This is a genomic window from Streptomyces sp. NPDC050418 (assembly GCF_044458745.1).
Lineage (GTDB): Bacteria > Actinomycetota > Actinomycetes > Streptomycetales > Streptomycetaceae > Streptomyces.
Window position 1 is genome coordinate 67,283 of sequence record NZ_JBITIG010000005.1, and the last position, 18,765, is coordinate 86,047.

The following is an 18,765-nucleotide window of genomic DNA, read 5'->3' on the forward strand; positions in this document are numbered from 1 at the left end:
GAGGGCCTCCTCATGCGTACGTGATGTCGATATTCACATCCTGTCCGGCTGAATAGAACTAGTCAATCCCTTCGTACCTCTGCGGGGCGCGGCGGCCGGTGGTTGTCTGGCCCCCATGGGGATACGGGAGAACGCAGAGCTCACGGCAGGCGCACGGGACGCGGCCGTGCGGGCCGCCGTCGAACAGGGGATCGTCGGTCCGGGCGTGCCGATCGCCGCGTTCCTCGACGTCGACGGCATCCGCCGCTCCGCCGCCGCCCTGACGTCGGCCTTCGCGGCCGCCACCTCGGCCCCCGTCCTGCACGCCTTCGCGGTCAAGGCCGCCCCGCTCGTCCCCGTCCTGCGGCTGCTGCGTGACGCGGGCCTCGGCGCCGAGGTGGCGAGCCCCGGCGAGCTGGCCCTCGCGCGCGCCGCCGGGATCCGGCCCGCGCAGACCGTGCTCGACTCCCCCGCGAAGACCCCCGCCGAGCTGCGCGAGGCGCTGGCCCTCGGCATCGCGGTCAACGCCGACAACCCGCAGGAACTCGCCCGCACCGACGCCCTCGTGCGCTCCGCGCCGAGCAGCTCACCGCTCGGCATCCGGATCAACCCGCAGACCGGCAGCGGCGCGATCGACGCCCTGTCCACGGCGAAGGCGACCTCCAAGTTCGGAGTGGCGCTGCAGGACGAGGGCGCACGGGACTGGCTGATCCAGGCCTGCCTCGACCGCCCCTGGCTGACCCGCCTCCACATCCACTCCGGCTCCCAGGGCATCCCGCTCGCCCAGCACGCCCAGGGCATCCGCGAGCTGTACGAGCTCGCGGAGGAGATCAACGCCCGGGTGGGCCGGCGCCAGATCGACACGCTCGACATCGGCGGCGGCCTCTCGGTCAACTTCGCCTCGGACGAGGAGAGTCCGACGTACGACGAGTTCGTACGGGAGCTCCAGCGCACCGTGCCCGGCCTGTTCACCGGGTCGTACGCGCTCGTCACGGAGTTCGGCCGCTCCCTGGTCGCCAAGCACGGCACGATCCTGGCGCGCGTGGAGTACGCGAAGTCGGCGGGCGGGCGCCCCGTGGCGGTGACGCACGCGGGCGCGCAGGTCGCCACGCGCACCGTCTACGCACCCGCATCCTGGCCGCTGCGGATCGCCGCGTACGACCCGAAGGGCCGCCCCAAGCACGGCCCGGACGTGGCCCAGGACGTGGCGGGCCCGGCCTGCTTCGCGGGTGACCTCCTCGCCGAGAACCAGCGCCTGCCCCTCCTCGAACAGGACGACTGGGCGGCCGCGCTCGACACGGGGGCCTACTACTTCGCGCACCACTACGCGTACAACTCGTTGGCGCGGCCTGCGATTTACGGGTTCAAGGTCATTCAGGACGGAGCGGTGCGCTTCGCGACCGTACGGGCACAGCAGACGACCGACGAGATCGTGGCGGAGTCGGGCGGGGCGTTCGTGGACGGGCTCGGGGACCTGTAGCGCCGGGTGAGGGCGGCCCGGACTTACCTCCCGAGCTGCACCAACGCGCGCATCACCCGCACCTGCAAGGCGACCTGGGTCGGCACCGGCACCCACACGGGCCGGAACTCCGCCGACAGCTCCGCACACCACTCGCGCATCAGCCCCTCGAGCGCCCGCGCCGCACCGTCCTGCCCGTCCGCGAGCAAGGCGCGTCGCATCATCGCCGCCGCCCTCAGCGGGATACGGCGGCTCGCGATCCCCAGGGAAGCGGTGCTGCCCGCCGTCGCCGCGATGCCCGACGCGGCCGGTGCGTACTCCTGCCAGTTGGCGGGCACCTCGGGTGCCACATCGAGGAGTTCACGGGCCGCGGCCTGACAGGGCGACGAGGGCTCCCGCACCCCGGCTAGCGCATCCGACACCTGCTGCAACCGTCCGAGCAGCAGATCGCCGGTCTTGCGCAGCTCGGCGGCCGGGTCGGCCACGGGGGTGGGATCACTCACGGCCGGCACCGCCCACATGGGTGCCTCGATCACCGCTGAGACCGTTCCGTATCCGGCGGGATAGGTCCAGGTAGCTCGGGAGAGGAACCCTGACGGGTCCTTCTCCTCCTCGCCCAGCCTGCCCTCCGGCAGGCGCAGCACACCCGGGCTGTCCGCCAGCCAGTCCATCCCGTCGAACGGCCGGAACTCCAGCGGCACACCAAGTTCCCCGGCCACCGCCCGGTAGGCGCGCGCCGCCCCGGGCAAGGGTGCGGTCAACTGCAGGAAGGAGCCGCCCACTTCGATGCCGTGCAGCGAGAACTGAAGCTCCGGCCGCAGCTCGTCGAGCACCTCCACGAGCGCCAGCGACTCCGGCATGGGCGAACGCCCGTCACCCGCCCCCGGCAGGAACTCGGGCTGCCGTGTGAACTCCGGCCGGTAGAACCCGAGGTGATACCCGAGGAGCGACGGCCCCTCCAACCCTTCATGCAGCCGCGCCCCGTCAGGATCCAGGCAGAGCACCATGTGCCAGGTGCAGTCCTGCTCCGCAAGCCACCGCGCATCCCCGGCGAACTGCCTCACGAGCTCCGACACGGCGGCCCCGCCGACCGGTTCGTTGGCATGAGCCCCCGCCACCGTCAGCACATGACGCGCGCCGCTCCCGGCCGAGAGCAACAGCAGCGGCCGCCCACTCCCCGACCTGCCGACCTCCCGAAGCCGCAGGACGCCGGGGTGCTCCTCGACAAGGCGGCGGACGGCGCTCTCCACATCTTCCGCGGCCGGATACCCATGAACCACCGAACTGTGCTCAGGCACCGCCCACCCCTTGCCTCACTGCCGCGCCGGCTCAGGACCCGATCGAGTTGCTCTCGCCGGTCGTCTGCTTCTTGTCCAGCTTACGGATCACGATCTTGGTCGCCATGCGTACCCTCGCCTTCAACTCGACTGCGGTGCAGGACAGTTGCCGAAGCCTGTGAGGACTGCGGCACCTTGCCAAGGGTTACATCTGAGGCCAGAGTGTCAAGAGCTCATGTCGCCGAGCGGAGGGTTCCCGTGACAGTCGGTGTGGACAGCATCAAGCGCCCCCGCGTGAAGCCGGAGCACCGGGCCTACCGCACCAGCGACGGCCACGTCCGCATCGGCAGCGTGATCTACGGCATCGGCGCCGAGATCCCCGACCCCGATGGCTGGGTGTGGCCGCTGATCGAGGCCATGGACGGAACCGCGCCTCTCCCCGCGATCCTCGCCACGGTGAGCGAGGCACACCCCGGCGTGCCGGCCGAGGACCTCCGCGAGGCCGTGGCCGACCTCCTGGCCGCCGGGTACATCGAGGATGCCTCGGCCGCGATTCCACCGGAGTTCACGGAGCGGGAGCGGATCCGCTACAGCCGCAGTGTCCCCCTGCACCGCTGGATGGACCTCACGCCCCGCGAGACCGCCTGGGACACGCAACTGCGCCTGCGGAATGCGCGCGTCCTGCTCCTCGGCCTCGGCGGTACGGGCGGTTTCGCGGCCCAGACCCTGGTCGCGTCCGGCATCGGGCGGCTGCACTGCGTGGAGCCGGATGTGGTGGAGCTGTCGAATCTCAACCGGCAGCCGCTCTTCGTCGAGACGGACATCGGTCAGCCCAAACTCGACGCGGCGCTGGACGCGTTGCGCGCGCGGAACAACGATGCCGTGATCACCGGAGAGCGCCGCGAAGTGCGCACGTCCGGCGATCTGGCCGAGCTGCTGAGCCCCGGCTACGACCTGCTGCTCCTCGCGGCCGACCGGCCACCGGCCATCCGCCGCTGGGCCAACCGCGCCTGCCTGGCCACGAACACCCCTTGGGTCGACGCCGGATACCACGGCCCCCTGGTCACCGTGGGGGTTCATGTTCCAGGCGTCGGCGCCTGCTGGGAGTGCCACCGGGCGGGCGAGGTGGAACGCCGCGACCTGCGGGTCGGCCCCGGGCAGGACGAGGACGTGGCGTCGCCGCGCTTCGACTGGAACCCCGCCAACGCCGTGACGGCCTCCCTGTCCGGCACCTTGCAGACCCACGCCGCGCTCGCCCTGCTGACCGGGGTCCCCGCGATGGAGCCCGGATTCAGATTCGGCATCAACCTCATGGTGCCCGGCGACCCGGTCCTCGAACGGTTCGACCGCCGCCCCGACTGCCCGGCCTGCGGGAAGGCCCATGACTGACACCGGAACACCGACCACGGTCCGGCTGCACGACCTTGCCTGCCGGCGGGATCGCGACGAATGGATCGTCGGCCGCCTGGCCACGGGGCGGTTCGTGGCACTGCCCGAGGCCGGCAAGCGCGTCATCGACCTGCTCCAGGCAGGCCTGAGCGTCCCGGAGGCGGGCGCACGGCTCAAGCAGGACACCGGCGAGGACGTCGACGTACCGGAGTTCGTGACCGCGCTGATGGACCTGGAGTTCGTCGCCGAGGCGGATGGCCGCCCGGTGCCCGCCGCGGCCATGAAACCGCCTCCTCTGGCCGGCCTGCGGCCGCACCAGGTGCGCTGGACGCTGCACCCCGCGCTGCCGGCCGCGGCCGGCACGCTGCTCGCGGCGGCGCTCCTGCTCATCGGCGTCCGGCCGGACCTCTCCCTCGACTTCCGTACGCTGCTGTGGACTTCACACGGCAGCCTCGTCATCGCCCTGGGTGCCGCCGCCGGGTGGACGCTGCTCCTCCTCCACGAACTGGCGCACCTGCTGACAGCCCGTGCAACCGGGGTTCCCGGCCGTATCGAGCTGGGCACGAGGCTGCAGTTCCTGGTCCTGCAGACCGACATCAGCGGCATCGAACTGGCCTCCCGCCGCCATCGGCTGACCGCGTATCTGGCGGGTGTCACCGTGAACCTCACGGTGTTCGCACTCGCCGTCCTGGCCGCGGCCGCGGCGGCGCCCGGCACTCTCCCCCACCGCGTACTGCTGGCGGTCGCGCTGACGGCACTCCTGCCCCTGCCCTTCCAGCTGATGGTCTTCATGCGCACGGACGTGTACTTCGTCCTGCAGGACCTGACCGGCTGCCGCGACCTCTACGGCGACGGCCGCGCATACGCCGCCTACGCGGCGCGGCGCCTCATGCGCCGCAAGCCACGCCCGGGATCGCCCGCCGGCGACCCGAGCGCCCTGCTGCCGAGTCATGAGCGGCGGGCAGTGAGGATCTATGCCGTGGTCCTCGTTGTGGGCACGGCAGTGTGTCTGGGGTTCCTGGCGGCGATCACCGTGCCCGCCGACCTCACCCTGCTGAGCGGCGCCGTCCGGGACCTCTCGTCCGGCCGGTCGCTCTCCTCCGTGCTGGACGCGGCGGCGGTCCTGGTGTTCCTCGGAGGGCTGCACGTCCTCTGGCTGGTGACCTGGCTGCGCACTCGCCGCCAGATGCCTGAACCTCTGAAGAACCTCTGAGCAAAGGCGAGTTGAGTGTGACGGTCGCCACACCGGGCAGTAACTGACCCGACGTATCCGCTCTCGGGGGAGGTTTCCGTGTCCGTCACTGAACCGAGCAGCACCGTTCCACGCGAAGAACCCTCGCTGAAACGCGCCATCGGGCCCAAGCTCCTGATCCTCTTCGTGATCGGCGACATCCTCGGTACGGGGATCTACGCGGCCACCGGCAAGGTCGCCGGACGGGTGGGCGGGGCGGTCTGGCTGCCCTTCGTGATCGGGTTCGTCGTCGCGATCCTGACCGCCGCCTCGTATGTCGAACTCGTGGGCAAGTACCCGCGGGCGGCGGGCGCGGCGCTCTACACGCAGAAGGCGTTCAAGGTCCCGTTCATCACGTTCATCGTCGCCTTCATGGTGATGTGCTCGGGGCTCTCGTCGGCGAGCGCCGCGGCCCGTGCCTTCAGCGGTGACTATCTGAGCGAGCTCACCGACGACGCACTGCCGCCGACGCTGATCGCTATCGCCTTCATCCTGCTCCTCGCGGCCCTCAACCTGCGGGGCGTCTCGGAGTCCGTGAAGACGAACGTGGTGCTGACCCTGGTCGAACTGACGGGCCTCGCCATCATCCTCGGCATCGGCGTCTGGGCCGTCCTGAACGGCGACGGCGAGGCCTCCCGGCTCACCGACTTCGAGGCGAGCGGCAGCGGCTATGCCCTGATGACCGGCGTCCTGGGCGCGACGGCACTCGGCTTCTTCGCCTTCGTCGGCTTCGAGGACTCGGTCAACATGGTCGAGGAGACCAAGGACCCGCAGCGCAACTTCCCGCGGGCGATCTTCCTCGGCGTGGCGATCACCGGCACCATCTACGTACTCGTGGCGCTGGTGTCCTCGCTGATGGTCGACCACAAGAAGCTGGCCGGATCGAGCGGTCCGCTGCTCGAAGTGGTGAAGGCCGGCGGGGTGGACTTCCCGCCCAAACTCTTCGCCCTGATCGCCCTGTTCGCGGTCACCAACTCGGCGCTCATCAACATCATGATGGCCTCGCGCCTGTGCTACGGCATGGCCAACGAACGCATCCTGCCGCGCGGCATGGGCCGCGTCCTCGCCAAACGCCGCACCCCTGTCGTCGGCATCGTCTTCGTGTCGGTCCTGGCGCTCGGGCTCGTGTCGACCGGTGAGATCGAAGGGCTCGGCGACACCACCGCGTTCCTGCTGCTCTGCGTGTTCGCGGTGGTCAACGTCGCCGTCCTGGTCCTGCGCCGCGACCCCGTCGACCACGCCCACTTCCGTACGCCGACGGTGCTGCCGGTCCTCGGCGCGATCACCGCCCTGATCCTCGCAAGCCCGCTCGCGGACCGCCCCGCGGACGTCTACATCCGCGCCGGGGTGCTGCTCGCGATCGGGATCGCGCTGTGGGTGGTGAACAAGATGGTCATGAAGTCGCGGGGCGAGGAGGAGTAGCCCGGACCGGGCCGGTCAGCCTGCGGCGGCCAGGCGGCGCAGCAGCTCCTCCTCCGGGACGTCCTCGATGTGGGTGAGGAACACCCAGATGTGCCCGGACGGGTCCCTGAGGATGGTGGAGCGGTCACCGTGGAACGTGTCCTGCGGCGGTTCGATGATCTCCGCACCCGCGGCCCGCGCCCGCTCCGCCAGTTCGTCCACGTCCGGCACGAAGACATGCAGCGTGACGGAGGTGCCGCCGCCGAGCGCGGCGGGCGCGACGAACGAGGAGAGACCCGGCACGCCCGGGCTGCCCGCGTCGCCCAGCATCAGGGCCGACCGTCCGACGGTGATCTCGGCGTGCAGGATCCCGCCGCCCGGGGCGTCGATCCTGAAGTCCTCGCGGGCCCCGAAGGCCCGCTCGTAGAAGTCGATCGCCGCGGCGGCGTCGTCGACCATGATGTGCGGGATGACGGCGTACCGGTAGCGGTCGGGGATCTCGGTGGCGTCGTGCGCTGCGGTGTCGTTCGGGACTGCGCTGTCGTTCGGGACTGCGGTGCCGGTCATGACGTACCTCCTCGAAAGCTCCGCCGGACGGTTCCTGCGGTGCTTCCAAGAACGTAGAAGCTCAAGTTTGGTTCAGGTCAAGGACCTTCAGGGCGTACGGGCGTCACTCGACGAACAGCCCACGCTCCGCCGCCCGCGCGTCGAACGCCTCCAGCCGTGCCTGGGCCTCCGGGATGCCGTCGCACATGGCCTCCAGGAGGACCCGGCCCAGCAGCATCGGCGCGCAGACGGTGTCGAAGGCGAGGCCCGTGCCGACCGCCGCGGGCAGCAGCAGGTCGGAGGACTTGGCGACGGGGGCGAAGGCCGAGTCCGCGACCGTGACCACCGTCAGGCCGAGGGACTTGGCGTACGCGAGCGCGTCGACGACCTCGCGCGGGTGGCGCGGCAGCGCGAAGCACATCAGGGCCGTGGCGCCCGCGCGGACCGCCGCGTCGAGCCGGTCCGCGAGCATCGTGCCGCCCTCGTCGAGCAGCCGGACGTCCGGGTGCACCTTGGCCGCGAAGTACGCGAAGCCGTACGCCTGTGAGGCTGCCGCGCGCAGCCCGAGCACCGGCAGGGGGCGGGACCCGGCGAGCACGGCGCCGGCCCGCTCGACCGGCGAGGGGTCCGCGAGGACCGAGGCGAGATGGCGCAGATTCTCGATCTCGGCCTCGACGGCCTGCTGGTACTCGTTGAGCTCGGCGGGCGTCCGCGCGCCCGCCGGGGCCACCTCGCGCAGATGCTTGCGCAGCGCCGGATAGCCGTCGAAGCCGAGCGCCACCGCGAAGCGGGTCACGGACGGCTGGCTGACCCCGGCGAGATCGGCGAGCTCGACCGAGGACAGGAACGGCACATCGGCCGCGCGGCGCACCATGCAGTGCGCGATACGGCGCTGGGTCGGGGTCAGCCGGTGCCCCTCGAAGAGCTGCTGCAGCCGGGTGGCCGGGCTGTCGGGCATCGCGTGGTCTCCCCGGGGTCTGAGTTATTCAGCGTTCGAGCACTCTGCATGAGCATATGCAGCCGAGGCAAGGGCGCGCCCGCCGCTTCCGCTCAGTCACCCGCCGCCTCCAGCGGCAGCGCGGACAGCAGCTGCCGCGCCGCCGCCCGCGCCTGCTTCCGCCGCCGCGGCGAGTCGAGCCCCTGCAGCGTGAACGCCCAGTGCGCCTCGAACAGGCAGGTCACCCCGTACGCGACCTGCGCGACGAGCTCGTCGTCCGCGTCCGGCGCGGCCAGCGCGAGCTGCCGCTCCACCTCCGGCAGCCAGCCCTCCGCCCACAGCGTCCGCAGCCGGTCGCGCACCGCCTCGTCCCGTGCGGCGAGCGCGACCAGCTCCACCCAGACGACGAGGTCGTCGCGCTCGGCGTAGAAGCCGGGCGCGAAGGCCCCGTCGATCCGCTCCCCGATCGTGCGCCGCTCGTCGCGCAGCATCCGCCGCCCGTACCCGCCGACGACCTCGTCGAGGAACGCGTCGAGCAGCGCCCGCCGGTCGCCGAAGTAATGGAAGACCAGCGTCCGCTGCAGCCCCGCCTCGTCGGCCACCGCGGACACCGTCGCGTCGTCGAGTCCACTGCGCGCGACCACACGGGTCATCGCGGCGAGGATCTCCGTCCGGCGCTCGGCGGCCTTGCTCGGCCGCCCGACTTTATTTACTGTCATGTCAGTCAATATATCCGAGCAAGCGACCAGGCACCGGAGGAACCGCAATGCGCGTACTCGCCCTGGGCGGAGCAGGCGGCATGGGCCGCCACCTCTGCCGTACAGCTCTCCACCTGGACGGCATCGACGAACTGACCGTCGCCGACCTCGACGAGACGGCCGCCCACCGCTTCGCGGCCGAACTCACCACGCCCGGCTCACCCGTGCAGGTCCGGGCCCTGGGACTCGACGTCACCGACCCCGCCGCCCTGCACTCCGCGCTCACCCGCGCCGACGCCGTCGTCAACACCGTCGGCCCCTTCTACCGCTTCGGCGTTCCCGTCCTGACCGCCGCCATCGACGCCCGCTGCCACTACCTCGACATCTGCGACGACTGGGAGCCCACCGCCGCGATGCTCGGCCTCTCCGCCCGCGCGCGGGCGGCCGGAGTCACCGCGGTGATCGGCATGGGCGCCACACCCGGCCTCTCCAACCTCCTCGCCGTATACGCCGCGCGGGAACTCGACTCCGTACACGACCTCGTCACCGGCTGGAACGTGGAAGCGGGCGGACTCGACGCCACCGGCCCCGGCGTCAGCGCCGCGATCGTGCACGGCATCGCCCAGATGACCGGCACCATCCGCGTCCTGCGCGACGGGCGGTACACCGACGAGCGCCCACTGCGCCGCACCCCGCTCGACTACCCGGGCCTGGGCCGGCGCACCGCGTGGACCTTCGGCCACCCCGAACCGATCACACTGCCACGCACCCTCGCGGCCACGACAAGCGTCAACGTCACCACGGGCAGCCGGAGCTTCCTCGCCTTCATGCGCGCCACGCGCTGGGCCGTCGACCACCGCGTCCTGTCCCCCGCCCGCGCCGCACGCCTCGCACAGACCGCCGAACGGCGGCTGCCCTCACCACCCCTGGACCGGCTGGTCGGGCCCGACCGCCTGCCGCCCCTTTTCGCGCTCGCCACCGGTACGCACGCGGGGCGCCCCGCCTCCGTCGGGGTGGCGCTGTGCCACTTCCCCGGCACGACGATGGGCGCGGTCACCGGGATCCCGCTCGCCGTCGCCCTGGAACAGCTGACGACCGGCGCGCTCACCGCCCCCGGCGTCCACGCCCCCGAAGCCGCCCTCGACCCCGACCGCTACTTCGCGGCCCTCGCTCCGCACTGCCCGGGCGCGCCACGCCCCGAGGCGATGACGGCCATCACCCGCTCCTGGGACCCTGACCCCGCCACCGCCTACCGCACGGCCATCACCGACGCGCTCGCCGCGCACTGAGGGGCACCGCAGGAGGAACCCGGGGGCTAGCCCCACTGCGCCGACCGCCCCCGGCTCCGTACCGTCGTATGCCATGGACACCCGAGACGCTGAGCTCAAGAAGGAACTAGAGGCGACCCTGCACACCCGCAGGGAGCTCGGCGAGGAGTACGAACCGGCCCTGGTCGACTCGTTCCTCGAGAAGGTCGAGAACCGCCTCGACGCCACGGTCGACCGCCGGATGCGCCGCCTCATGGCCGAGCAGCAGATGGCCGTCGCCCGCGAGGCGCGCGGCCCGCAGGGCCACGTCGATGCCTGGGGCGAGCGCTTCGGCTTCGCCATCGTCTCCCTGATCCTCGCCATCCCGCTCTCGGCGATCGCGGCGGTCAACGCGGACCTGCCGGGCCTGATCGTCGCGTGGCTCGGCATCGTGGGCGTGAACGCGGTCCACGCCATGCACAAGTTCCCGAGCTTCGGCCGGAACCGCCGGGCCCGCCGCGAGGACTCGGACTGGGAGGACTGACCACCGGGCAGCGCGGCAAGGGACGACCGTGCTGCCCGCGGGGCCGCCGCACCCCCGTGTGACGGGGGGCGGGACGACGGCGGTCCCCGCGAGCGGACGCGGGCCGGGTCAGGGCCGGCGTATCGCGCCCATGGCGTCGAGGAGGTCCGGGAGCCGCTCCGGAGGTCCTGCGCCGCTCGGTGCCGACGGGTCCGGGGGAGCCGCTCCCCTTCCCTGCCGACACCCACCACGATGCCGGACGCGTGTTAAGCGGGTGCTGCGCGGACGTGTCGCGTGCGTGCACTTTTCCGGGGGTACGCCGGCCGGACCGAACTGCCGTTCCCCCGACGCCGCTTCGCGCCCCCGGTCGGCGCTACTTCGCGCCCCCGGCCAGGAACGCCAGCAGGTCCTGCCGCGAGACGACCCCCTTCGGCTTGCCCTCGACGAGCACGATCGCCGCGTCCGCGCCGGCCGTCGCCCCGAGCACCGCCATCAGATCGGCCACCGGCTCACCGGAACCGACCTGCGGCAGCGGCGCCGACATGTGCTTCTCCAGCGGATCGCCGAGCGAGGCGCGCTGGGCGAACAGCGCGTCGAGCAGCTCGCGTTCGACGACCGAGCCGATCACCTCGGCGGCCATCACGTCGGGGTGTCCGGCACCCGGCTTCACGATGGGCATCTGCGACACTCCGTACTCCCGGAGCACCTCGATCGCCTCGCCGACGGTCTCCTCCGGGTGCATGTGCACCAGCGAGGGCAGCGCGCCGCCCTCCTTGTGACGGAGCACGTCTCCGACGCTCGCGGACGTCCCGGGGTCCTCCAGGAAGCCGTAGTCGGCCATCCACTCGTCGTTGAAGATCTTCGACAGATAGCCGCGCCCCGAGTCCGGCAGCAGCACGACCACCACGTCGTCCTCCCCCAGCTCCCGCGCCACCTCCAGCGCCGCCACGACCGCCATGCCGCAGGAGCCGCCGACCAGGAGGCCCTCCTCCTTGGCGAGGCGGCGGGTCATCTGGAAGGAGTCCTTGTCGGAGACCGCGACGATGCGGTCCGTGACGTTCTGGTCGTACGCGGTCGGCCAGAAGTCCTCGCCGACGCCTTCGACGAGGTACGGACGGCCGGAACCGCCGGAGTAGACGGAGCCCTCGGGGTCGGCACCGACGATCTGCACCGCGCCGTCGCTGATCTCCTTGAGGTAGTTGCCCGTGCCGGAGATGGTGCCGCCGGTGCCCACGCCCGCGACGAAATGGGTGATCTTCCCGTCGGTCTGCTTCCACAGTTCGGGACCGGTGGTCTCGTAGTGCGAGCGCGGGTTGTTCGGGTTGGAGTACTGGTCGGGCTTCCAGGCTCCGGGGGTCTCACGGACGAGGCGGTCGGAGACGTTGTAGTACGAGTCCGGGTGCTCGGGATCGACGGCCGTCGGGCAGACCACGACCTCCGCGCCGTACGCGCGCAGCACGTTGATCTTGTCGAGGGAGACCTTGTCCGGGCAGACGAAGATGCACTTGTAGCCCTTCTGCTGGGCCACGATGGCGAGGCCGACGCCGGTGTTGCCGGAGGTCGGTTCGACGATGGTGCCGCCGGGCTGCAGCTCGCCGCTCTGCTCGGCGGCCTCGATCATGCGCAGCGCGATGCGGTCCTTCACGGAACCGCCCGGATTGAAGTACTCGACCTTGGCCAGGACGGTCGCCCTGATGCCTTCGGTCACCTTGTTGAGTCTCACCAGCGGGGTGTTACCGACGAGACTGATCATCGAGTCGTGGAATTGCACCGTTGTCTCCGGGTTCTCCGGTGTTTGCCTGGGACGGCCGTCAGCTTAGACCTGCGCAGGGCCACTTCCACCGCACGGAGATTGGATGACCTGGGGGACGGGGCAAGCAGTTCTTGTACGGCGGTTGCGATCTGCCGTACGCACAGGAGGTGGCTGCGTTACATGTCGAGGGCGAGGGTGGCACGGCGGATCGCCGCGGGTGCGGCGTTCGGCGGCGGCGGCATCGGGCTCGTGGGTGCGGCCGCGGTGGGTGTGGTGCTCGCGGAGGTCCAGCTGGCGAAGCGGTCGGTGGGCCATGGGGTGGCCCCGATCCCGCCGCGTGCGAACGGTCTGTACGGGCGTTCGTACGGCGAGGGCGAGCGGCCGCTCCGGCTGACGATGCTCGGCGATTCGACGGCGGCGGGCCAGGGTGTGCGCCGGGCGCGGCACACTCCGGGCGCGCTGCTCGCGCAGGGCCTCGCGGCGGTGGCGGAGCGGCCGGTGGAGCTGGTGAACGTGGCGCTGCCGGGGGCCCAGTCCGACGATCTCGACCGTCAGGTGACGCTGGTCCTGGCGAACCGGGGTCCGGCGCCGGACGTGTGCGTGATCATGATCGGTGCGAATGACGTGACGCACCGGATGCCGCCGACGCAGTCGGTGCGGTATCTGTCGTCGGCGGTGCGGCGGCTGCGCACCGCGGGTGCGGAGGTGGTGGTCGGCACGTGTCCCGACCTGGGTTCGGTGGAGCAGGTGTACCAGCCGCTGCGGTGGCTGGCCCGCCGGGTCTCCCGTCAGCTCGCGGCCGCCCAGACGATCGGTGTCGTCGAACAGGGCGGCCGTACCGTGTCGCTGGGTGATCTGCTCGGTCCGGAGTTCTCGGCGAATCCGCGGGAGATGTTCTCGCTGGACAACTACCACCCGTCGGCGGAGGGCTATGCCACGGCGGCGATGGCGGTGCTGCCGACGGTCTGTTCCTCGCTCGGTCTGTGGCCGGCGGAGGAGGAGCGCCCGGACGCGGCACGCAACGAGGGTTTCCTGCCGGTCGCGCGTGCGGCGGCCCAGGCGGCGTCCGAGGGCGGTACGGAGGTGACGGCGGCGATGCCGACGGGTCCGCGCGGTCCGTGGGCGCTGCTCAAGCGGCGCAGGCGCCGGCGGATCGAGGAGCCGGAGCCGTCGCCCGCGTCCGCGAAGCCGACGGGGACGGCGGCGACGTGAGGCCAACTTCCTTGACCTCAAGCCTGGTTGAGGTCGCAGGCTGATCCACATGAACACGACGACGGCATCATCCGCGGACCTGAAGGCCATCGAGCAGGTCATCGCCACCCTCGAACACTCGCAGGTCACCGAGGACGTGGAGGAGTTCCTCGGCCTGTTCCGCGCCGACGCGATCTGGACGACCGCGCACGGCAAGCTGCTCACGGGCCTCGACGAGATCACGGCGTTCACGCACCGTGCGCTGCCCGGCGCGATGGCGAACGGTTCGGTCCGCTACGAACTGGTGGACGTGCTGTTCATCCGCCCGGACGTGGCGGCGGTTAAGGCGCGCGGCCAGTATCTGACGCTCGACGGGGAGCCCACGGGGAATCCGACCTCGCCGCTGTATGTGATGGCGAAGGAGGACGGCCGCTGGCTGCTCACGGCGAACCAGAACACCGTCCAGCTCCCGGACTGAGGCGGCGGGGTGCGCACCGGGCCGCTCGGGGGCTCGGAGCGCACCGGAACACCCGGGGCATACCGCGGAACGGCTCCTGAGCGTACGCTTAGAGCGGCAACACCTAAGCGCACGCTCAGAAAGAGGCAGGCGTCACAGCCCGTACCCGGTGACCTTCACCGTACGTACGGGTAACTTCCCCCGCGGACGCCCACCTCAGCCGCCCCCCGAGAACCGGAGCCCGTGATGCCCGAAGCCGTGATCGTCTCCACCGCCCGCTCCCCGATCGGCCGCGCCGGCAAGGGCTCCTTGAAGGACCTGCGCCCGGACGACCTGACCGCCACGATCATCCAGGCCGCCCTCGCCAAGGTCCCCGAGCTGGACCCGAAGGACATCGACGACCTGATGCTCGGCTGTGGTCTGCCGGGCGGCGAGCAGGGCCACAACCTGGGCCGTATCGTCGCCGTGCAGATGGGCATGGACCACCTGCCGGGCTGCACGATCACCCGCTACTGCTCCAGCTCCCTGCAGACGACCCGTATGGCACTGCACGCCATCAAGGCCGGCGAGGGCGATGTCTTCATCTCGGCCGGTGTCGAGACCGTCTCGCGCTTCATCAACGGCTCGTCGGACGGCATGCCGGGCACGCACAACCCGATCTTCGCCGACGCCGAGGCCCGTACCGCCGAGGTCTCCCAGTCCACCGGCGCCTCGTGGCACGACCCGCGCGAGGACGGCCTGCTGCCCGACGCGTACATCGGCATGGGCCAGACCGCCGAGAACCTGGCGCGCATCAAGGGTGTGACCCGCCAGGACATGGACGAGTTCGGTGTCCGCTCGCAGAACCTCGCCGAGGAAGCCATCAAGAACGGCTTCTGGGAGCGCGAGATCACCCCGGTCACCACCCCCGACGGCACGGTCGTCTCCAAGGACGACGGCCCGCGCGCCGGCGTCACCCTGGAGGGCGTCTCCGGCCTGAAGCCGGTCTTCCGCCCCGACGGCATGATCACCGCGGCCAACTGCTGCCCGCTGAACGACGGCGCCGCCGCGCTCGTCATCATGTCCGACACCAAGGCCGCCGAGCTGGGCCTGACCCCGCTGGCCCGCGTCGTCTCCACCGGTGTCACCGGTCTGTCCCCCGAGATCATGGGCCTCGGCCCGGTCGAGGCCTCGAAGCAGGCGCTCAAGCGCGCGGGTCTGACCGTGGACGACATCGACCTGTTCGAGATCAACGAGGCCTTCGCCGCGCAGGTCATCCCGTCCTACCGCGACCTGAACATCCCGCTCGACAAGCTGAACGTCAACGGCGGCGCCATCGCCGTCGGCCACCCCTTCGGCATGACGGGCGCCCGGATCACCGGCACCCTGATCAACAGCCTCCAGTTCCACGACAAGCAGTTCGGTCTGGAGACCATGTGCGTCGGCGGCGGCCAGGGCATGGCGATGGTCATCGAGCGTCTGAGCTGACACCCGTACGTGACCCAATCTCCCCCAGGATGTGACCAATGTCCTGGGGGAGTGCCGTTTCCGCAGGTCAGCGCGGTGCACCCAGATGGGTGAGGTACAACGGCCTGTCCGATTCGTGACCTTCTCCACTGACAGGCTCCCCACCCGCACGACAAGCTGTTGTAGGAAGTCGGGGGTCGACTTTGAAATCAGGAGTACGTCAGTGAGTGTCACCTTGAGTGTCCTGCTGCTCGCCATCGCCGCTGCCACGGCCCTGGCCTGCGCCGCGGCGCTGCACACCGTGCGGAGTCTGCGGCAGGAGATATCGGCACTGCGGTCCGAACTGGCCGCCGACCGCACCACCGCGGGCCAGGCCCGGGTGCCCGCCGCGCGCAGCGCCGCGGAGCAGCCCGGCACCGAAGCGATCCGTACCGCCGTCGCCGAGGCGCTGGCCGAGGAGCGCGAGCGCGAGCTGGCCGAGGCGCGGGCGTTCTGGGCCGCGCAGGAGGCGCGGGATGCCGCCGACGCCCCCTCGCTGCTCGGCACGCTGCCGCCCGGCCTGTCGGAGGAGCTGTTCCTGCCGCGTCAGTCGGACTTCGTCGGTTTCGAGCGCGAGCTGCGCGATCTGGGCTTCGGTCCGGAGCTGGACCGCGCCGACGACTCCGAGGAGCTCCGGCAGGCCGCGTACGAGGTCGCCGAGGATCTCCTCGCCGCCGACGAGCACCCGGGCGACTCCCCCGAGCTGGCCGCGGCCCGCCGCCGCCACCCCTCGCACCCGGACTTCGTGCCGGTGCAGTCCGTGGGCCCCGCCCAGGAGAGCACCGCGCTCACCGGCGACCACGAGCACACGGTCACGCGTCTCGCGGCGCTCGCCGACGCCCGTACCGCGCTGTGCGACGTCCGCCCCGGCCCGCTGGGCACGCTCGACGTCTACGTCTTCACCGACGGCACCACGCTCTGCATGACCCCGGGTCACCGCGAGACGGCCGAGCGGCTGGCCGCCGCGCTGCAGGGCGGCGACACCCCGGTGCTGCTCGGCGGCTCCGGAGTCTCCGGCGCGTACTCGCTGACGTTCGCCTGCGGCGACGAGAACGTGTACATCCTCGCGGACCGGGTGATCGCCTCGGCGTAACTCCGGTTCACGACCCCTGTACGGCCAGTGCGCCGGGGCCCCCTTCACGGGGTGCCCCGGCGCACTGCTGTGCGTGGCCCGGCGGCGTCACACCCCGGCGCGCTTCTGCGCCTCCTCGACGAGCGCGACGGCTTCCGCGAGTTCCTCAAGATTTTCCAGTACGAGTCCCAAGTCGCGCCCCGCGACCGTGACTTGATCGGCTACGGCGAACATCCCGGCGTCCCTCATCTCGTGCGGCCCGCCCTCGACGCCCTCGATGATCTGGGCACGCCGTGCCAACTCCCTGGCCAGCGCCAGCGCTTCCGCCGCGGCCCCTCGTTGCAGCCGGCTCTGCGGGGCGGCGCGCAGATGGTCGGCGAATCGGTCCACGGCGGCGTTCAGCGGCGTCGTATCAAGCACGGAACGACCCTATGCGCCGTTCGCGGGGCATTGCCAACGCCCCGGCGCTCAGGCACGGTGACGGGAAGAGGACTGCCGACCCCACACGCCCGACACGCCAGCGTCCGGAGGCGCCGATGTCCCTAGTCTTCTCCGAGGAGACCCATCGCAATCTGCTCGCCCGCATCCCCCACTGCACCGGCCGCGAAGTGTCCGACTGGCTTCGCGCCGTTGACGACGGCCCCGCATTCCTCCGCTTCGAGGAGAAGGTCAGCTGGCTCCGCCACGAGTACGACCTCGCGTACGGCCACGCGAAAGCGATCATCCACGAGCACGACAAGAGGAGGGCCGCGCGCAGGCTGCGCTGAGCCGCTCGGCGACGACAGCACACCATGTGCCTGCATACGTGAAAGGGGCTCCCGGTGGTGACCGGGAGCCCCTTCGCGTATTGCCGACGGCTTTGCCGTCAGCGCTGCTAGTCGCCTTGCAGGATCGAGATCAGTCGCAGCATCTCGAGGTAGATCCACACCAGGGTCATGGTGAGGCCGAAGGCCGCCAGCCAGGACTCCTCGCGCGGGGCGCCGTACGCGATGCCGTCCTCGACCTGCTTGAAGTCCAGGGCGAGGAAGAAGGCGCCGAGCAGGATGCCGACGATGCCGAAGACGATGCCCAGGCCGCCGCTGCGGAAGCCGAGGCCGTCGCCGCCGGCGAAGACCATGAACAGCAGGTTCACGGCCGTCAGAACCAGGAAGGCGGTGGCCGCGATGATCAGGTAGCGCGTGAAGCGAGCGGTGACGCGGACGATGCGGGTCTTGTAGAGGACCAGCATCGTCACGAACACGGCCATGGTGCCGAGGACGGCCTGCATGGGCGCGCCTTCGGCCCACTGGTTGACGTAATTGCTGATCGCGCCGAGGAAGACTCCCTCGAGGCCCGCGTACGTCAGGATCAGTGCCGGGATCGGCTTGCGCTTGAACGACTGCACAAGGGCCAGGACCATCGCGACCAAGCCGGCGGCGACGGCGATGCCGATGTTCAGGTCCGTGACCCACGCGACCGTGGCACCCGCGATGACCAGGCCGAGCGTGATACCCGTACGGGCCACCACGTCGTCCATCGTCATCCGGTTGCCGGTGGTGACCGGGGCCGGGGCGCCCTGCTGCGGTGCGTACGGGTTCTGCGCGTAAGGATTGGTCGGCGCCGCCGTCGGCTGCCCGTACGGGTTGCCGCCAACATACGGATTGCCCTGCGTGCCTACGGCGGGGCCCCCGGCCTGCGGCCCGGCGTTGAAGCCCGCGTGGCCGTTGTCGCGGCTGAACCCCCGTCGCGAGAAGACCGGGTTGCTGCTCCTCATTTCACTCCTCCATGGCCACCCTGCGCGGCCTTAGGTCAAGAGTAATGCGTTAGCAAAAGATGCACCCTAATGCTCAGGGAGGATCTTTCACACCCCTTGAACGACCAGGGCCCGTTCCCTGTTCCTCGCGCCGGTGCGGCGTCCCGAATCTAGACTCGGCAGAGCACGGGCAAACCGCCCTATCCCGTACGAAACTGGGAGGCCTCATGTCGACCCGCGGCAACAAGCGCAGGGCCCGCAAGAAGAAGAAGGCGAACCACGGAAAGCGTCCGAACACCTGAGACGCCCCCGCTCCCCCACATGAAGGACCGCACCCGCCGGACGGGCGCGGTCCTTCATGTTCTGCAGGTCTCAGCGGCTGCTTCAG

The 18,765-nt window shown here is 71.0% G+C and carries 19 protein-coding genes; 12 read left to right on the top strand and 7 right to left on the bottom strand.

Going from position 1 to position 18,765, the window contains the following annotated elements:
- The first annotated feature begins 115 nt into the window (after nucleotides 1-115).
- Nucleotides 116-1,459 (top strand): diaminopimelate decarboxylase, encoded by a 1,344-nt coding sequence (locus ACIBI4_RS13080; RefSeq protein WP_399203856.1) that lies wholly within the window; start codon nucleotides 116-118, stop codon nucleotides 1,457-1,459.
- 23 nt (nucleotides 1,460-1,482) lie between these two features.
- On the opposite strand, the gene ACIBI4_RS13085 is transcribed toward ACIBI4_RS13080, so the two are convergent.
- A complete protein-coding gene (locus tag ACIBI4_RS13085; RefSeq protein WP_399203857.1) occupies nucleotides 1,483-2,736 on the bottom strand; it encodes a M14 family zinc carboxypeptidase in 1,254 nt (417 codons plus the stop codon).
- Nucleotides 2,737-3,009: 273 nt separating this feature from the next.
- On the opposite strand from ACIBI4_RS13085, the gene ACIBI4_RS13090 reads away from it, so the two are divergent.
- From ACIBI4_RS13090 to ACIBI4_RS13100, 3 genes are all read left to right on the top strand, one after another.
- A complete protein-coding gene (locus ACIBI4_RS13090; RefSeq protein ID WP_399204296.1) occupies nucleotides 3,010-4,104 on the top strand; it encodes a HesA/MoeB/ThiF family protein in 1,095 nt (364 codons plus the stop codon).
- On the top strand, nucleotides 4,097-5,317 hold the full coding sequence (locus ACIBI4_RS13095) for a hypothetical protein (protein ID WP_399203858.1): 1,221 nt from the start codon (nucleotides 4,097-4,099) through the stop codon (nucleotides 5,315-5,317). The genes ACIBI4_RS13090 and ACIBI4_RS13095 overlap by 8 nt, the downstream gene beginning before the upstream one ends.
- Nucleotides 5,318-5,395: 78 nt before the next feature.
- A complete protein-coding gene (locus ACIBI4_RS13100; protein WP_399203859.1) occupies nucleotides 5,396-6,757 on the top strand; it encodes an APC family permease in 1,362 nt (453 codons plus the stop codon).
- Between the two features lie 15 nt (nucleotides 6,758-6,772).
- Here ACIBI4_RS13100 and ACIBI4_RS13105 read toward each other — a convergent pair whose 3' ends face one another.
- The 3 genes from ACIBI4_RS13105 to ACIBI4_RS13115 form a co-directional block, all read right to left on the bottom strand.
- Nucleotides 6,773-7,195 carry a VOC family protein gene (locus tag ACIBI4_RS13105; protein ID WP_399204297.1) on the bottom strand — a complete coding sequence of 141 codons (423 nt, stop codon included), beginning with the start codon at nucleotides 7,193-7,195 and terminating at the stop codon, nucleotides 6,773-6,775.
- A 211-nt stretch (nucleotides 7,196-7,406) separates the two neighbouring features.
- Entirely contained in the window at nucleotides 7,407-8,240 is an 834-nt protein-coding gene (locus ACIBI4_RS13110; RefSeq protein WP_399203860.1) for a MurR/RpiR family transcriptional regulator, read from the bottom strand.
- 92 nt (nucleotides 8,241-8,332) lie between these two features.
- Nucleotides 8,333-8,938 (bottom strand): TetR/AcrR family transcriptional regulator, encoded by a 606-nt coding sequence (locus ACIBI4_RS13115; RefSeq protein WP_399203861.1) that lies wholly within the window; start codon nucleotides 8,936-8,938, stop codon nucleotides 8,333-8,335.
- Between the two features lie 47 nt (nucleotides 8,939-8,985).
- Between ACIBI4_RS13115 and ACIBI4_RS13120 the strand changes: the two genes are divergently transcribed.
- Nucleotides 8,986-10,206 (top strand): saccharopine dehydrogenase family protein, encoded by a 1,221-nt coding sequence (locus ACIBI4_RS13120; protein ID WP_399203862.1) that lies wholly within the window; start codon nucleotides 8,986-8,988, stop codon nucleotides 10,204-10,206.
- Nucleotides 10,207-10,279: 73 nt separating this feature from the next.
- The gene (locus tag ACIBI4_RS13125) at nucleotides 10,280-10,708 is read left to right on the top strand and encodes a hypothetical protein (protein WP_399203863.1); all 429 of its coding nucleotides are present in this window, start codon (nucleotides 10,280-10,282) and stop codon (nucleotides 10,706-10,708) included.
- 352 nt (nucleotides 10,709-11,060) lie between these two features.
- Here the strand turns inward: ACIBI4_RS13125 and ACIBI4_RS13130 are convergent, their stop codons facing one another.
- The gene (locus ACIBI4_RS13130; RefSeq protein ID WP_399203864.1) at nucleotides 11,061-12,458 is read right to left on the bottom strand and encodes a cystathionine beta-synthase; all 1,398 of its coding nucleotides are present in this window, start codon (nucleotides 12,456-12,458) and stop codon (nucleotides 11,061-11,063) included.
- A gap of 162 nt (nucleotides 12,459-12,620) precedes the next feature.
- Between ACIBI4_RS13130 and ACIBI4_RS13135 the strand changes: the two genes are divergently transcribed.
- From ACIBI4_RS13135 to ACIBI4_RS13150, 4 genes are all read left to right on the top strand, one after another.
- Complete coding sequence (locus ACIBI4_RS13135; protein ID WP_399203865.1) at nucleotides 12,621-13,652, top strand: SGNH/GDSL hydrolase family protein; 1,032 nt, start codon at nucleotides 12,621-12,623, stop codon at nucleotides 13,650-13,652.
- A gap of 49 nt (nucleotides 13,653-13,701) precedes the next feature.
- Entirely contained in the window at nucleotides 13,702-14,109 is a 408-nt protein-coding gene (locus ACIBI4_RS13140) for an SgcJ/EcaC family oxidoreductase (RefSeq protein WP_399203866.1), read from the top strand.
- Nucleotides 14,110-14,334: 225 nt separating this feature from the next.
- Nucleotides 14,335-15,555 carry an acetyl-CoA C-acetyltransferase gene (locus tag ACIBI4_RS13145; protein WP_399203867.1) on the top strand — a complete coding sequence of 407 codons (1,221 nt, stop codon included), beginning with the start codon at nucleotides 14,335-14,337 and terminating at the stop codon, nucleotides 15,553-15,555.
- 202 nt (nucleotides 15,556-15,757) lie between these two features.
- Nucleotides 15,758-16,666, top strand: a complete 909-nt coding sequence (locus ACIBI4_RS13150; protein ID WP_399203868.1) for a hypothetical protein — start codon at nucleotides 15,758-15,760, stop codon at nucleotides 16,664-16,666.
- Between the two features lie 87 nt (nucleotides 16,667-16,753).
- Here the strand turns inward: ACIBI4_RS13150 and ACIBI4_RS13155 are convergent, their stop codons facing one another.
- Nucleotides 16,754-17,035 carry a hypothetical protein gene (locus tag ACIBI4_RS13155; RefSeq protein WP_399204298.1) on the bottom strand — a complete coding sequence of 94 codons (282 nt, stop codon included), beginning with the start codon at nucleotides 17,033-17,035 and terminating at the stop codon, nucleotides 16,754-16,756.
- Nucleotides 17,036-17,181: 146 nt separating this feature from the next.
- On the opposite strand from ACIBI4_RS13155, the gene ACIBI4_RS13160 reads away from it, so the two are divergent.
- Entirely contained in the window at nucleotides 17,182-17,412 is a 231-nt protein-coding gene (locus tag ACIBI4_RS13160; protein WP_399203869.1) for a DUF4287 domain-containing protein, read from the top strand.
- Nucleotides 17,413-17,519: 107 nt separating this feature from the next.
- Here the strand turns inward: ACIBI4_RS13160 and ACIBI4_RS13165 are convergent, their stop codons facing one another.
- On the bottom strand, nucleotides 17,520-18,398 hold the full coding sequence (locus ACIBI4_RS13165; RefSeq protein ID WP_399203870.1) for a Bax inhibitor-1/YccA family protein: 879 nt from the start codon (nucleotides 18,396-18,398) through the stop codon (nucleotides 17,520-17,522).
- A gap of 206 nt (nucleotides 18,399-18,604) precedes the next feature.
- Between ACIBI4_RS13165 and ACIBI4_RS13170 the strand changes: the two genes are divergently transcribed.
- Entirely contained in the window at nucleotides 18,605-18,679 is a 75-nt protein-coding gene (locus ACIBI4_RS13170) for a 50S ribosomal protein bL37 (RefSeq protein ID WP_381671703.1), read from the top strand.
- Nucleotides 18,680-18,765: the final 86 nt, after the last annotated feature.

Bases quoted from the DNA above. Each gene is read 5' to 3' on its own strand.
- ACIBI4_RS13145 (WP_399203867.1), top strand. From the start codon at position 14,335: ATGCCCGAAGCCGTGATCGTCTCCACCGCCCGCTCCCCGATCGGCCGC.
- ACIBI4_RS13160 (WP_399203869.1), top strand. From the start codon at position 17,182: ATGTCCCTAGTCTTCTCCGAGGAGACCCATCGCAATCTGCTCGCCCGC.
- ACIBI4_RS13095 (WP_399203858.1), top strand. From the start codon at position 4,097: ATGACTGACACCGGAACACCGACCACGGTCCGGCTGCACGACCTTGCC.
- ACIBI4_RS13080 (WP_399203856.1), top strand. From the start codon at position 116: ATGGGGATACGGGAGAACGCAGAGCTCACGGCAGGCGCACGGGACGCG.
- ACIBI4_RS13125 (WP_399203863.1), top strand. From the start codon at position 10,280: ATGGACACCCGAGACGCTGAGCTCAAGAAGGAACTAGAGGCGACCCTG.
- ACIBI4_RS13140 (WP_399203866.1), top strand. From the start codon at position 13,702: ATGAACACGACGACGGCATCATCCGCGGACCTGAAGGCCATCGAGCAG.
- ACIBI4_RS13165 (WP_399203870.1), bottom strand. From the start codon at position 18,398: ATGAGGAGCAGCAACCCGGTCTTCTCGCGACGGGGGTTCAGCCGCGAC.
- ACIBI4_RS13120 (WP_399203862.1), top strand. From the start codon at position 8,986: ATGCGCGTACTCGCCCTGGGCGGAGCAGGCGGCATGGGCCGCCACCTC.
- ACIBI4_RS13110 (WP_399203860.1), bottom strand. From the start codon at position 8,240: ATGCCCGACAGCCCGGCCACCCGGCTGCAGCAGCTCTTCGAGGGGCAC.
- ACIBI4_RS13105 (WP_399204297.1), bottom strand. From the start codon at position 7,195: ATGGTCGACGACGCCGCCGCGGCGATCGACTTCTACGAGCGGGCCTTC.
- ACIBI4_RS13115 (WP_399203861.1), bottom strand. From the start codon at position 8,938: ATGACAGTAAATAAAGTCGGGCGGCCGAGCAAGGCCGCCGAGCGCCGG.
- ACIBI4_RS13135 (WP_399203865.1), top strand. From the start codon at position 12,621: ATGTCGAGGGCGAGGGTGGCACGGCGGATCGCCGCGGGTGCGGCGTTC.